The 13,785-nt window shown below is 64.7% G+C and carries 13 protein-coding genes and 2 tRNA genes; 13 read left to right on the top strand and 2 right to left on the bottom strand.

The genetic code is table 11. The features are described from left to right. Genes AB1634_02220 through AB1634_02170 form a run of 11 tightly spaced genes read left to right on the top strand, consistent with a single transcriptional unit; the run spans nt 1 to nt 10,458 of the window. A complete protein-coding gene (locus AB1634_02220; GenBank protein MEW6218331.1) occupies nt 1-450 on the top strand; it encodes an NADH-quinone oxidoreductase subunit C in 450 nt (149 codons plus the stop codon). Next, entirely contained in the window at nt 447-1,574 is a 1,128-nt protein-coding gene (locus AB1634_02215; GenBank protein ID MEW6218330.1) for an NADH-quinone oxidoreductase subunit D, read from the top strand. Before AB1634_02220 ends, AB1634_02215 begins: the two co-directional genes overlap by 4 nt. Before the next feature lie 44 nt (nt 1,575-1,618). After that, nucleotides 1,619-2,614, top strand: coding sequence for an NADH-quinone oxidoreductase subunit NuoH (gene nuoH / locus AB1634_02210; protein ID MEW6218329.1), 996 nt, complete (start codon nt 1,619-1,621; stop codon nt 2,612-2,614). Then, entirely contained in the window at nt 2,611-3,054 is a 444-nt protein-coding gene (locus AB1634_02205) for an NADH-quinone oxidoreductase subunit I (GenBank protein ID MEW6218328.1), read from the top strand. Before nuoH ends, AB1634_02205 begins: the two co-directional genes overlap by 4 nt. Further along, entirely contained in the window at nt 3,051-3,575 is a 525-nt protein-coding gene (locus AB1634_02200; GenBank protein ID MEW6218327.1) for an NADH-quinone oxidoreductase subunit J, read from the top strand. The genes AB1634_02205 and AB1634_02200 overlap by 4 nt, the downstream gene beginning before the upstream one ends. 1 nt (nt 3,576) lies before the next feature. After that, nucleotides 3,577-3,897 (top strand): NADH-quinone oxidoreductase subunit NuoK, encoded by a 321-nt coding sequence (gene nuoK, locus AB1634_02195; protein MEW6218326.1) that lies wholly within the window; start codon nt 3,577-3,579, stop codon nt 3,895-3,897. Between the two features lie 18 nt (nt 3,898-3,915). Beyond that, the gene (locus tag AB1634_02190; GenBank protein MEW6218325.1) at nt 3,916-5,403 is read left to right on the top strand and encodes a monovalent cation/H+ antiporter subunit D family protein; all 1,488 of its coding nucleotides are present in this window, start codon (nt 3,916-3,918) and stop codon (nt 5,401-5,403) included. Further along, entirely contained in the window at nt 5,390-5,644 is a 255-nt protein-coding gene (locus AB1634_02185; GenBank protein MEW6218324.1) for a hypothetical protein, read from the top strand. Before AB1634_02190 ends, AB1634_02185 begins: the two co-directional genes overlap by 14 nt. Beyond that, the gene (locus tag AB1634_02180; protein MEW6218323.1) at nt 5,634-7,436 is read left to right on the top strand and encodes a Na(+)/H(+) antiporter subunit D; all 1,803 of its coding nucleotides are present in this window, start codon (nt 5,634-5,636) and stop codon (nt 7,434-7,436) included. The genes AB1634_02185 and AB1634_02180 overlap by 11 nt, the downstream gene beginning before the upstream one ends. 22 nt (nt 7,437-7,458) lie before the next feature. Continuing rightward, nucleotides 7,459-8,985, top strand: coding sequence for an NADH-quinone oxidoreductase subunit M (locus tag AB1634_02175; GenBank protein MEW6218322.1), 1,527 nt, complete (start codon nt 7,459-7,461; stop codon nt 8,983-8,985). A gap of 51 nt (nt 8,986-9,036) precedes the next feature. Beyond that, on the top strand, nt 9,037-10,458 hold the full coding sequence (locus AB1634_02170) for an NADH-quinone oxidoreductase subunit N (protein MEW6218321.1): 1,422 nt from the start codon (nt 9,037-9,039) through the stop codon (nt 10,456-10,458). 219 nt (nt 10,459-10,677) lie between these two features. On the opposite strand, the gene AB1634_02165 is transcribed toward AB1634_02170, so the two are convergent. Next, a tRNA-Cys gene (locus AB1634_02165) sits at nt 10,678-10,753 on the bottom strand. Nucleotides 10,754-11,136: 383 nt separating this feature from the next. On the opposite strand from AB1634_02165, the gene AB1634_02160 reads away from it, so the two are divergent. Next, nucleotides 11,137-12,852 carry a methyl-accepting chemotaxis protein gene (locus AB1634_02160; GenBank protein MEW6218320.1) on the top strand — a complete coding sequence of 572 codons (1,716 nt, stop codon included), beginning with the start codon at nt 11,137-11,139 and terminating at the stop codon, nt 12,850-12,852. Between the two features lie 30 nt (nt 12,853-12,882). Here the strand turns inward: AB1634_02160 and AB1634_02155 are convergent, their stop codons facing one another. After that, nucleotides 12,883-13,479, bottom strand: a complete 597-nt coding sequence (locus tag AB1634_02155) for a DUF615 domain-containing protein (protein ID MEW6218319.1) — start codon at nt 13,477-13,479, stop codon at nt 12,883-12,885. Between the two features lie 134 nt (nt 13,480-13,613). Between AB1634_02155 and AB1634_02150 the strand changes: the two genes are divergently transcribed. Continuing rightward, nucleotides 13,614-13,689 (top strand) — tRNA-Ala (locus AB1634_02150). Nucleotides 13,690-13,785 lie beyond the last annotated feature (96 nt).

Raw genomic sequence — 13,785 nt, 5'->3', positions numbered from 1 at the left:
ATGCTGCGCGACAAGGCCCGGGCCGCCCTGGCGGCCATCACCCCGGAAGGGGTCCAGGAGACCGATTACAAGGCCAAGGGCTACCACGTGGACGCGGCGGTGGCGGTGGACCAGGTGCTCGCCGCGGTCAAGGCGGTGGACGGGCTGGGCTTCTTCCTGGAGGATGTCTGCGGGGTGGACTGGCTGGCCGCCGGGGAGATGGAGGTGGTCTACCACTTCGCCCATGTCCAGGAGACCTGCCGGGTGGTGATCCGCACCCGGGCTCCCCGGGACAACCCGGAGGTGCCCAGCATCTCCGGCATCTACCCCGGTGCCAACTGGCACGAGCGGGAGACCCATGACTTTTTCGGCATCCGCTTTGCGGGCCATCCCTACCTGGTGCCGCTGCTCCTGCCCGAGGATGCCGATTTCCATCCCCTCCGGAAGGATTTCAAAGGACTGAACGGATGAGCCCCCTCGCCCACGTCACTCCGAGCTTCCAGAAGGAGACCTTTGTCCTCAATCTCGGTCCCCAGCACCCGAGCACCCACGGCGTGCTCCGGGTCAAGCTGGTGATGGACGGCGAGTACATCGCCGAGGCCGAGCCGGTCCTGGGCTATATCCATCGCATGCACGAGAAGATGGGTGAAAACCGCACCTACGCCCAGTTTCTGCCCAATCCGGCACGGATGGACTACCTGTCGGCCCTGTCCTACAACCACGGCCATGTCTGCGCCGTGGAGCGGGCCGCCGGTATCGAGGTGCCACCCCGGGCCGAGTACATCCGGGTGATCACCACCGAGCTCAACCGCATCTCCAGCCATCTGCTGTGGTTCGGGGCCTATGTCCTGGACCTGGGCGGCTTCACCCCGCTCCTCTACGCCTTTGACGACAGGGAGCGGCTTCTGGATCTTCTGGAGATGGTGACCGGTGCCCGGCTCACCTACTGCTACTTCCGCTTCGGCGGCGTGTACAACGACATCGACGAGGAATTCATCGCCGGCACCCGGGAGTTCGTGCAGCGGATGCGCGCCCGGGTGCCCATGTACCACAAGCTGGTGACCACCAACATCATTCTGATCAAGCGGCTCAAGGACATTGGCTACATCAGCCCTGAGACCTGCCGCAAGTACGGGGCCACCGGCCCGGTGCTGCGGGGCTCCGGGGTTTCCTACGATGTCCGGAAGAACGAGCCCTACTCGGTGTACAAGGATTTCGAGTTCAACGTGCCCATCTACTCGGAAGGCGACTCCATGGCCCGCTACATGGTGCGCATGGACGAGATGCTGGAGAGCTGCCGCATCATCGAGCAGGCCCTGGACAAGCTGCCGGACGGACCCTACAAGGCCGAGAAGGTGCCGAAGATCCTGAAGCCGCCCAAGGGCGACATCTATTGTGCGGTGGAGGCGGCGCGGGGCGAGTTCGGCATCCATCTGGTGAGCGACGGCACCAACACCCCATACCGCCTGAAGCTCAGGTCGCCGTCCTTCTCCAACCTGAGTCTCTTTGCCGAGGTCAGCCAGGGCTGCCTGCTTGCCGATGCCATCGCCATCATGGGCAGCCTCGACCTGGTCATCCCGGAGATCGATCGCTAGTCCTACAAGGCCCTGCCCACTGGGGTCGGAGGGTATCGTTGCCCATGAGCTCGCAATTCGAACTGTCCTGGTTGATCGGCGGCCTGGTGGTGGTGCTGGCCTTTGTCGCCCTGAACGCCTCCTTTCTGGTGTGGCTGGAGCGCAAGGTCGCCGGCCACATCCAGGTCCGGATCGGGCCCAAGGAGGTGGGACCCTTTGGCATCCTGCAGTCCTTTGCCGACGGCATCAAGCTCATGAGCAAGCAGCTCATCATACCGCGGGATGCCGACGCCACCCTGTTTCGGGTGGCACCGCTTATGGTCATGACGCCGGCGGTGATGTCCTATGTGGTGCTGCCCTTCTCCGAGAGCCTGGTGGTCCGGGATATCAACGTCGGTATCATCCTCATCCTGGCCTTCGCCTCGGTGACTGTTCTGGGCCTGCTCCTGGCCGGCTGGGGCTCGGCCAACAAATATGCTGTCATCTCGGCGGCCCGCGCCGTTTCGCAGAACCTGGCCTATGAGATCCCCATGCTCATCATCATCATCACCATGGTGATGGTGACCGGTACCATGAACCTCAACGAGATTGTCCGCCAGCAGCCCAACATCCTGCAGTGGTATGTGTTCCGGATCTGGGAAACGCCGCTTGCCCCGATCTCCTTTCTGCTCTTCTTCATCTGCTCCATGGCGGAGACCAACCGCGCCCCCTTCGACATGGTGGAGGCGGAAAGCGAGCTGGTGGCCGGCGCCTTCACCGAATACTCGGGCATGGGCTTCGGTGTCTTCTTCCTGGGTGAGTATGCCAACGTCTTTGTCGGCTGCGCCCTGGCGGTCATCCTCTTCCTGGGCGGCTGGCAGTGCCCCTTCGGGCTCTTCCCCGGCATCCACTGGTTCCTGCTGAAGGTTTACTTCCTGATCTACGTTGTGATGTGGGTCCGCTGGACGTACCCGCGTACCACCTTTTATGGCCTCCTGAATCTGTCGTGGAAGATCCTGATCCCTTACTCCCTGGTGAATCTCCTCCTCACCGCTGCAACGCTCAAGGTGCTCGGGTCATGAGTGGCTACTTCAAAGAGATCATCGACGGCGCCACCAGCCTGGCGGTCGGGCTGGGCATCACCTTCAAGCACATGGTGGGGCCGGTGGTCACGGTCCAGTACCCCCACCAGAGCCTCAAGATGAAGCCCCGCTTCCGGGGCCATATTGAGCTGACCCCGGATCCGGAGACCGGCGAGTCCATCTGCATCGTCTGTGGCCTGTGCCAGAAGGGCTGTCCCTCGGACTGCATCAGCGTCTCGGGCGCCAAGGACGAGGCCACCAAGAAGAAGGTGCTCACCGAGTACACCCTCGACTTCACCAAGTGCAGTCTGTGCGGCCAGTGTGTCGAGAACTGCAAGCCCGGCGCGATCCGCTTCTCCATGGACTACAACCTGGCCAGCCAACGCCGGGAGGACTTCGTCTTCGACCTGGTGAAAAGGCTCAAGGAGCGCAAGCCATGAACCCTGTCCTGCTCTCGGCCGACGGGATGTCCGGTCTCGTCTTTTTGGGGGTGCTGGTGGTGACGGTTGTGGGCGCCATCATTGCCGTCGGCTCAGCTCGCCTGGTGCGCGCGGTGGCCGGCCTGGCCCTCTCGTTCCTGGGGGTGGCCGGCCTCTACTATTATCTGGAGAGCCCCTTCGTGTCGATCATGCAGATCCTGATCTATGTCGGCGCGGTCTGTGTCACCATCGTCTTCGCGGTGATGCTTGCCGACCCCCAGCCCAGGGATGTGGCGGGCTCCGGGCCAGTGACCGCACTCCTGGGGGGCCTGACCGGCCTGGCCCTGTTCGCGGGCCTGGCCCAGCTGGGTGCCCTGACCAACTGGCCAGCGGCGGCGGAGCGGGTGGGGGACGGCTCCATTGAGCGCATTGGCCAGGAGCTCTTGACCAGCTACAGCATGGTGTTCGAGCTCATCTCGGTGGTGCTTCTGGTGGCCATCGTCGGCTCCCTGGTGCTGGCCCGTTCCGGAAGGGGGACCTGAAATGCTGACCCTCGCAGCCAACCTGCAGACCTACCTCATCGTGGGTGCCTTCATGTTTGCCATCGGCATCTACGGTATCATCCACCGCCGCACCCTGATCGGTATGCTCATCGCCTCGGAGCTGATCCTGTCCGGCGCCTCGATCAACTTCATGGCCTTCAACCGCTTCCTGGTGCCGGATCCGGTGTCCGGTCAGGTCTTCACCCTGTTCATCATGGGCATCGCCGCCGCCGAGGCGGCCATCGCTCTGTCGATCATCCTGGCCGTCTACCGCAACTACAAGTCCATCGTCGTTGACGATGTGGCGGAGCTGAAAGGATAGGAGGGAAGGGAGACCGTTATGGAGACCGTCGTATCGCCCGCGCCCGTCTGGGCCCTCCTGACGTCCTTGACCGGCGTCATCGGCATCCTGCTGACCCGCCGGAACGGCAACCTGCGGGAGGGGGTGCACTTTACCGCCGCTGTCGTCAAGTTCGGGATTATCGCCTACTTCATCCTGCCCATTGTCTGGGCCGGCAACCGGGTCGAGTACACCCTGTTCAAGATCCTGCCCGGTCTGTCGGTGACCTTCCGGGTTGACGCCTTCGGCATGGTCTTCGCCCTGGTGGCCTCCTTCCTGTGGATGCTGGCGGTGTGGTACTCCCTGGGCTACATGCGGGGCCTGCACGAGCATGCCCAGACCCGGTTCTCCGCCTGCTTCGCCCTGGCCCTCTTTGGCGCGGTGGGTGGCGCCATGGCCGGTAACATGTTCACCCTGTATCTCTTCTATGAGATCGTCTCGGTGTGCACCTACCCCCTGGTTGCGCATCACCAGGACACCGAGTCGTACGAAGGCGCCAAGAAGTACATCGTCTACCTGACCACCACGGCCAAGGGGATGGTCCTGCCCACCATGGCGCTTCTCTACGTCATGAACGGCCACCTGGAGTTCCCGGACAACATCCGCACCGGCATCATCCCGGCGGATGCCAACCCGCTCCTGGTGACCATCATGTTCGTCTGCTGCATCTTCGGGTTTGCCAAGAACGGCGTCATGCCCTTCCACAACTGGCTGCCTTCGGCGATGGTGGCGCCTACCCCGGTCTCTGCCCTCCTCCACGCGGTGGCCGTGGTCAAGATCGGCGTCTTCTCCACCACCCGGGTGATGCTCTACGTGTTCGGCGTGGACACCATGACCCGCCTCAACCTGGGCATCCCCACCGCCTATCTGGTGTCGTTCACCATCCTCACCGCCTCGATCATCGCCCTGTCCAAGGACAACCTCAAGGCGCGGCTGGCCTATTCCACGGTGAGCCAGCTCTCCTACATCATCCTCGGCGTGGCGCTCCTGACGCCGTCCGGTATCGAGGGCGGCATCGTCCACATTGCCAATCACGCCTTCTCCAAGATCACGCTGTTCTTCTGCGCCGGCGCCATCTACGTGGCCACCCACAAGAAGCAGATCTCGGAGATGAGCGGCCTGGGCCGGGCCATGCCGTTCACCTTCGGCGCCTTCGCCATCGCTTCCCTGTCCATGATCGGCGCGCCGCCAGTGGCGGGCTTCATCAGCAAATGGTACCTGCTCATGGGCTCCTTGGAGGCGCACCAGATCGGCATCCTCCTGGTGCTCCTGAGCTCGACCCTGTTGAACGTCGGCTACTTCGCGCCAGTGGCCTTCAAGGCCTTCTTCGGCGCGCCGCCGGCCGGCGTGGTCTACAACAAGGTGGAGGAGGCGCCGATGGCCATGGTCATCCCGCTGACCGCCACGGCGATCATCTCGGTCATTATGGGTATCTATCCGGACTTCTTCATGCAGTTCATCAAGGCGGTGACCCATGGACTTGGTTAAGCTCATCGACTTCCTGCGCGATCGGCTCAAGACCGTCGTTCTGGTCTGCTACATCGTGCTGGCACTCCTGGTGGTGTGGGATGCCGTCTTTGTGAGCAAGGAGCACGCGCACACCAGCCCCGAGCACTGGCCGGGATTCTGGGCGGTGTTCGGCTTCATCTCCTGCACCCTCATCATCTTTGTCTCCAAGTGGTTCGGCCATCTCGGCATCATGACCCGGGAGGATTACTATGACAAGTGATCTGTGGATCCACCCGACCTTGATCATGGTGGCAGGCGCCCTGCTCCTGCCCCTGGTGCCGAGGCCGGTGAAGAAGATCTTCCTCATGGCGGTCCCCATCGCCTCCTTCGCCGACGTCCTCTACATCCAGTACGCCATGCCCCAGGGCACCTATGGCGTGGTGCAGGTCCTGAACTGGACCCTGACCTTTGGCCGCGTCGACCGGCTGACCCTGGTCTTCGCCCATATCATGAGCCTCATGTGCCTGATCGGCACCCTGTACGGCCTCAATGTCGAGGAGGACGGCCAGCATATGGCGGCCTGGCTGTATGTGGCCGGCTCCCTGGGTGTGGTCTTCTGCGGTGACTACCTGGTGCTCTTTGTCTTCTGGGAGCTCATGGCCTTCTCCTCGGTCTTCCTGGTCTGGTACCGGCGGGGTGCCAAAGCCCTGGCCTCCGGCTACCGGTACCTTCTGGTCCACACCGCCGGTGGGCTCATTCTCCTGGCCGGTTTCGTGCTCCGCTTCCAGGAGACCGGTGGCGACCTCTTCTTTGGACCCGCGGGGGTGGACAACCCGACACTGGCCACCTACCTGATCATGATCGGCTTCATCCTCAACGCCGCGGTGCCGCCGCTGCACGCCTGGCTGCCGGATGCGTATGCCGAGGCCACCGTCTCCGGCTCGGTCTTCATGTGCGCCTTCACCACCAAGACCGCGGTGTACACCCTGGCCCGAGCCATGGCCGGCATGGATATCCTGGTGCCCCTGGGCGTGGCCATGGCCCTCTACGGCGTTGTGTACGCGGTGCTGGAGAACGACGCCCGGCGACTGCTGGCCTATCACATCATCTCCCAGGTCGGCTACATGGTGGCGGGGGTCGGTATCGGCACCGAGCTGGCCATCAACGGCACCTGTGCCCATGCCTTCGCCCACATCCTCTACAAGGGCCTCCTGTTCATGGGCACCGGCGCCGTGCTCTACGCCACCGGTACCGCCAAGTTTTCGGAGCTGGGCGGCCTCTATAAGCGCATGCCCTGGGCCTTTGTCTTCACCCTCATCGGCGGGCTGTCGATCTCCGCCTTCCCCCTGTTCTCGGGCTTTGTCTCCAAGGCGATGATCGTGGCGGGGGCTTTCCAGTCCCACATCCTGTGGGCGGCCTTCGGCCTTACCCTGGCTTCAGCCGGTACCTTCCTCCACACCGGCCTCAAGGTGCCGTACTTCATCTGGTTCGGGAAGAACAACTGTTCGGAAGAGACCTGGAACAAGGCCCGGGAGGCGCCCTGGAACATGAATGGCGCCATGATCATTGCCTCGATCCTGTGCATCTTCATCGGCTCCTACACCCCGTACCTCTACCATATGCTGCCCTACCCCGAGGTGGCGGCGAACTACCATCCCTACGACACCTACCACCTGTCGGAGACCTTGAACATCCTGCTCTTCACGGCCCTGGGCTTCTTTCTCTTCACCAAGAAGCTGGCCCCGGAGCCGACGATCTCCATCGACCTCGACTGGTTCTACCGCATGGGGGGCCGTGGCTTCCTGTGGCTGGCCTCGAAGCCGATCCAGGGTATGGACACCGCCTGGGGTGAGGCCTACCGGTATCTGGGACTCATTCCATTGATGGCCAAGGCCCGCTTCGCCTCCTGGTTCGACTGGAACATCATCGACCTGATCATCGACGGCATCGCCCGCTGGGTGCGGTCGGTGGGCTCTGACCTGCGCCATCTCCAGACGGGTCAGTTCCAGTACGGCATCTTCATGGCAGCGGCCGGTGTGGCAGCCATCGTCATGATCTTTGTTTTCGCCTAACAGCGTTCTCCCGGGGTAAGCCATGGAAGATTTTCTGATCCTGAACCATCTGGGCTGGCCGATCCTGTCGGTGCTCATCTTCCTGCCCCTGGCGGGGGCGGCGGTGCTTCTGGTCCTCCGCTCCGAAGAGGGCTCCAAGTATTGGACCTTGGCGGTGACTGCCGCCAACGCGGCCCTTTCCCTGCCGCTCTATTTCAACTTCCAGACCGGGACCGCCCAGTACCAGTTCGGCGAGCATCTGCCCTGGATCCGGGCCCTGGACGTAAACTACACCCTGGGGGTGGACGGGATCAGCCTGCTGCTCATCCTGCTGACCACCCTGCTCATGCCGCTGTGCGTGCTCTGCTCCTGGCGCTACATCACCCGCCGCATCCGGCATTTCATGATCTGCCTTCTCATCATGGAGACCTCCATGGTGGGGGTATTCGCTGCCCTGGATTTCGTACTCTTCTACATCCTCTGGGAAGCGATGCTCATCCCCATGTACCTCCTGATCGCGGTCTGGGGCGGGCCCCGCAAGGTCTACGCCTCGGTCAAGTTCTTCTTGTACACCCTGGCCGGATCGGTGCTGATGCTGGTGGCGATCATCGCCCTCTACTTCGAGGCCGGCACTTTCTCCATCCCGATGATGATGGGCAAGGGCTACTCGCCGATCTTCCAGCTCTGGGTGTTCCTGGCCTTCTTCCTCGCCTTCGCCATCAAGGTGCCGATGTTCCCGTTCCATACCTGGCTGCCGGCCGCCCACGTGGAGGCGCCGACCGCCGGCTCCGTGCTTCTGGCCTCGGTGCTGCTGAAGATGGGCACGTACGGCTTTGTCCGCTTCTGCCTGCCCATCACGCCGGAGGCTGCTGTCCTGTTCATGCCGTACATCCTCTGGCTGTCGGTGATCGCCATCATCTACGGCGGGCTTACCGCTCTGGGCCAGAGCGACATGAAGAAGCTGATCGCCTATTCTTCGGTGGGGCACATGGGTTTTGTCACCCTGGGCATTTTTGTCCTCAACAAGAATGGGATCGAGGGCGCCATCCTCCAGATGATCAATCACGGCATCACCACCGGCGCTCTCTTTATCCTGGTCGGCATGATCTACGAGCGCACCCATTCCCGGGAGCTGTCCTCCGCTGCAGCTATCGGCCGGTTGATGCCGGTCTATGTGCTGTTCCTGGGCTTCTTCTCCCTTTCTTCCCTGGCCTTTCCAGGCACCAACTCCTTTGTTGGCGAGTTTCTGGTTTTGGCCGGCGCGTTCTCCAGCCACAAGCTGATCGCCGCCTGCTCCATCCCGGGCGCCGTGCTGGCGGCCGCCTACATGCTGCGCCTTCTGCAGAAAGTGGTCTGGGGTGCGGAGAGCGATCATCCCCACGAGGAGCACCTGCGTGACCTCAACCTCCGGGAGATGGTCACCCTGGCCCCCCTCCTGGTGTTCATGCTCTGGATCGGGCTTTCTCCGGAGCCGTTCATGAATGTCATGCACGCCAGCGTCGAGCACCTGGTGGCCCAGGTCCAGGCCGGGCAGTTTTCCCAGGTGGCGATGAGCGTGCCCATTCCCTGAATGACGATCACGCCCGGCTGACGAACAAGACGCCTACGACAAGGACCCACGATGAAGGCCATCCTCTTTGCCCCGGAACTGTACTATCTCGGCTTCTGCCTGCTCCTCTTTCTGGTCTCCCTGGGCCGGTCGGCGGCGGCGGCCGCCCGCAACCTGGCCCTGGCCGGATCAGTGCTGGGGGTGGGGGCGGTGGCGGCGTGTCTTTCCTTCGAAGGCAGCCTCTTTTTTGACGCCTACCGGGTGGATCTCTTCTCCCAGGGCTTCAAGCTGGCGGTGGCCATCGGCCTGGCAGCCGTGATCATCTTCGGCCGGGGCCTCAAGGGGGTGCGGCCGGAGGTGCACGCCGAGTTCTACATGTTCATGGTGCTGTCCGCCCTGGGCCTGATGATGCTGGTCTCTTCGGTGGAGCTGTTGACCATCTTCATCGCCCTGGAGGTCTCGTCCTATTCCCTGTACGTGCTGGTGCCGATGCGCGACGACCGCCCCGGCCTGCACGCCCAGATGGAGGCGGGCGTCAAATACATCCTCTTTGGTGCGGTGGCTACTGGCGTGATGCTGTTTGGCATGAGCTACATCTTCGGCATCACCGGGACCACCTACCTGGCGGGTATCATGCCCAAGCTGGGCAGCCTCATGGGCCAGCCGGTGGCGGTGGTGGGCATGGGGATGCTCCTGTGCGGCTTCTTCTTCAAGCTCGCTGTCTTCCCCTTCCAGTTCTGGGTGCCGGACGTTTACCAGGGCGCCTCCAACGAGACCGCGGCCTACTGCGCCACGGCGCCCAAGCTCGGCGCTGTGGCCCTCCTCATCCGCCTGGTCACCTTGGCCGGTCCCGACGCCCGGGCACTGACCGAGATGCTCATGATCCTGTCTGTGGCGTCGATGTTCTACGGCAATCTCATCGCCCTGGTGCAAAAGGACATCAAGAGGATGCTGGGCTTCTCCTCGGTGGCGCATGCCGGCTACGTCCTGATCGGCATTCTCACCCTGCGGGAGGCCGGTTACGGCGCCGCGATCTACTACATCGCCGGCTACCTGATCATGAACCTGGCCTGCTTCCTGGTGATCTGCCAGGTGTCGCGGGACGGCGAGAACGTGGCCATCGAGGATCTGGAGGGCCTGCACCAGCGTTCGCCGATCCTGGCCTTGACCCTGGCGGTGGGCATGTTTGCCCTGGCGGGTATCCCGCCCTTCGTCGGCTTCATGGGCAAGTTCATGCTCCTCTATAACGCCTTGCAGGAGGGCTATCTGTGGCTGGTTGTCTGCGCGGCCATCAACACCGCCATCTCCATCTACTACTACCTGTCCGTGGTCCGGGTGTCCTACACCAAGGACGCCAATGACCGGCCGGCGGTGGCGGTGGATGGGCTGACCCGGGTGCTGTCCTACGGCCTCATGGCGCTCATCGTCGTCATGGGCCTCCTGCCCCAGCGTCTGGTGGACATGGCGGCCACCGCCATGAAGGGCATGCTGTAGGCCGGAATACCGGCGGCCGGGCAGAAGGGGGGGCGCCCGCTCGGTCGGGCGCGGTCGGGGAGGCACACAGGGGCTGGCCTGTCGCGGCGCGACGGGCAGCCCCTGCAGAGTTTTTCCTGGGGGTGAGGCCCCTTTGCGAGATTGGCGTGGGGGGCGGGCGGGGAAGAGGGACAGCAAAAAGGGGCTGAACGGATCGCCGTTCAGCCCCTTTTGCGTATCTGGAGGCGGCGGGCGGATTTGAACCGCCGAATAACGGTTTTGCAGACCGCTGCCTTGGCCACTTGGCTACGCCGCCGGACGATCCGGCCACCCGAAGCGGGACCGGAAAGACCCCTTCTTTAACACAGCCGACCCGGTTTGACAACAGTCAAGGGCGCGGCTTGCCGGAGTATGGGACAAAAAGTTCTCGCTCGGAGGCCGCTGGGGACGCCCCTCGGGTCGGGCTGCCTGCCCCGCTATTCGCGCTGAGCACCGGCGCGGTCCGGATGGCCCTCCCAGCAGTAACTGCTCATGATCACTTGAGGAATCAGCCTGGATTCTCCGCCGCTGCCCTGATAGCTCCCTTGACGGACGAGGACGGTTTCCCTACACTGAGGCGATGGGCCGTCAGGAAGGGCCTGGAGGCCAGGGCGTCGCGCGTGGTGCCCTGTCACATGCAACCGAACCATGGAGATGGCGATGAGGCAGTGGACGGTGGGCAGGCGGTTGAGCGCCGGTTTTGGCTTGATGATTCTTCTTTCTGTCCTGGTGGGGGGGATCGCCTGGTGGGCCTCCCGGAATGTGGCCATCGAGGTGCAGGACATGAGCGCCGTGCACCTGCCCGTCAGCCTGGCGGTGGGGAATCTCACCACCCAGATGAAGGCCCAGGAGGCGACGGCCCTGCTCTTCGTCGTCCACCGGGAGGAGCGCTATCCGGAGACCTTTGCCCAGCTGGGGCAGGAGGTGGACCGGCTGCTGGGTGAGATCGCTGCGGCGGTGCAGTCTGATCCCGACTTGGTGGCCGCGGGCTGGCCGCTGATGCTCGCCGAGGCGGCCAAAGAGCGCGATGCCTTCAACCAGGCCGCCCAGGCCCTTTGGCCATTGGTGCGCCAGGGCAACGCCCAGGTGGTGGCCAGCCAGGCGGACCGTCTGGAGGAGGCGGGTGTGGCCTTCGCCGCCCGGATGGGCCGGCTGAAGGAGGCCAATGCCGCCGTTTCTACGGAGAAGGCGCAGCTGGCCTTGTCGGCGAGCGATGCGGCCCGCCTGGGGGTCTCGGCGACCGGCCTGGCCAGCCTGGTGGCTGGCATCGCCTTGGCCCTTGTTCTGGGCCGAGGAATCGTCCGGCCGGTGCGGCGGGCGGTCGCCGATCTCACCGGCAATTCCGGCCAGCTGGCCACCACCGCCGGCCAACTATCCGGCACCAGCCACAGCCTGGCCGAGGCTGCGGTGGAGCAGGCGGCGGCCCTGGAGCAGACCTCGGCGGCCCTGGAGGAGATGTCCTCCATGGTGCGGCAGAACGCGGACAACGCCACCCAGGCTCACGCCCTCATGCGGGACGCCGGTCAGGCCATGGACAAGGCGGCCTCCTCCATGCAGGACCTCACCCAGTCCATGGCCGAGATCTCCAAGGCCAGCGATGAGACCTCCAAAATTGTCAAGACCATCGACGAGATCGCCTTCCAGACCAACCTCCTGGCCCTCAACGCCGCGGTGGAGGCTGCCCGGGCCGGGGAGGCCGGCGCGGGCTTCGCGGTGGTGGCGGACGAGGTGCGCAACCTGGCGATGCGGGCTGCGGAGGCGGCCAGAAGCACCGCTGACCTCATCTCCGGGACCTCCCAGAAGGTGGCGGACGGCCGGGTCCTGGTGACAGCCACCGGCGAGGCCATCGACGAGCTGGTGGATCGGGCCGGCCGGGTGGCGGCCCTGGTGGGTGAGATCAGCTTGGCCACCAACGAGCAGGCCCAGGGCATCCAGCAGGTCAACGAGGCGATCGCCCACATCGACACCGCCACCCAGCGCCTGGCGGCCTCGGGTGAAGAGTCGGCCAGCGTCGCCGCGGAGCTCAATTCCCAGGCCCTGGGGATCCACGAGGTGGTGCAGGAGCTGGTGGCCCTGGTCGGCGGGTCAGCCGGTGCGGGTCGCGAGCAGGAGGTGGGGGCGGCCGCTCCCCGCGTGCCACCCCGTGGCGCCGACACGGCTGGTGCCGTGCAGTGCTGGAGCATCAAGAACTGCCCGCCCGAGCGCCGGGACGGCTGCCCGGCGTACCCCCGTCACGGCGACAGCTGCTGGATGGTCACCGGCACTCTGTGCGGGGGCAAGGAGCAGGGCTCCTTCCACGACAAGATCAGCAACTGCCAGAGGTGTGAGGTCTATCTCAAGGTGCATGGGGGGCGGCCGGCCCTGCCCGCGGCCTGAGGCTGGCACTGATCGCTGCCGGCTGCTGGCTCAGGCAGCCGGGGTGCCGCCGGCACAGCCGGGAGGCTCTTCGCCCGCGCCCGCAGCCGCTGCCAGGCGCAGCCGTTCGTGGGCGGCACGCAAGAGCTGGAGCACCTGCCGGCGGGCGGAAGGATGACCGGTACGGGCGTGGCGCCAAGCCGCCTGTTCCACGGCCCGGGCATCCAGGGACGGCAACTGGCTGGCCAGCTCCTGCACCGAGGCCAGGGCCGGGGCTGGTGCCCCGCGCTCCGGGGTCTGGTGGCGGGCGATGCCGTACGCCTCGGCCAGGATGGCATTCCGCTGCCGCTCCAGCTCCTGGAAGGCCAGGGCGGCTTCCCGGCGATGGCCCTGGCGCTGGGCCTGCCAGAGAGCGATCCCCTCCAGATCGTCACTGGCCCGCAGGAGGCTGGCGACGGTCTTGGCTTGGCGGCGACGGGCCGCCCCCGGCTTCATGGCCTGGCCGGCGGCGACCAGGGCCTTGAGCTCCGCCGCCGCCGGCAGGTCGCGGAGGGCGGCGGCCGGCAGGGCGAGCAGGGCCTCCGCCAGATCGAGGATGGACCTGGCCCAGCGGCGCTGGGCGGAGCGACTGGGCTGAAGAGTATCCATAGGCGGGGTGGCAAGCTCGCTGGCAGCGGCGGACCGCCAGCGGTGCGGGGAACTGGATCCTTGTCAGGCCGGAGGGTTCGTGGTATAGAAGCCCCACCGGCGGGCCGGAGGTGCCCGCGCCAAGCGGCATTGCGGGGGATGTAGCTCAGCTGGGAGAGCGCCACGTTCGCATCGTGGAAGTCAGGGGTTCGAATCCCCTCATCTCCACCAGAATCGCATTGGGGCCGTAATCCGAAGGGGTTACGGCCCCTTTTTTCTTTTCTGGGGTTGCGCTCGGGGTGCAGGTCGTGGCATCGTCGGCCAAGT

The organism is Thermodesulfobacteriota bacterium (genome assembly GCA_040755095.1).
In the GTDB taxonomy this organism is placed as follows: domain Bacteria; phylum Desulfobacterota; class Desulfobulbia; order Desulfobulbales; family JBFMBH01; genus JBFMBH01.
This window is presented reverse-complemented; position numbering and strand designations above follow the sequence as displayed.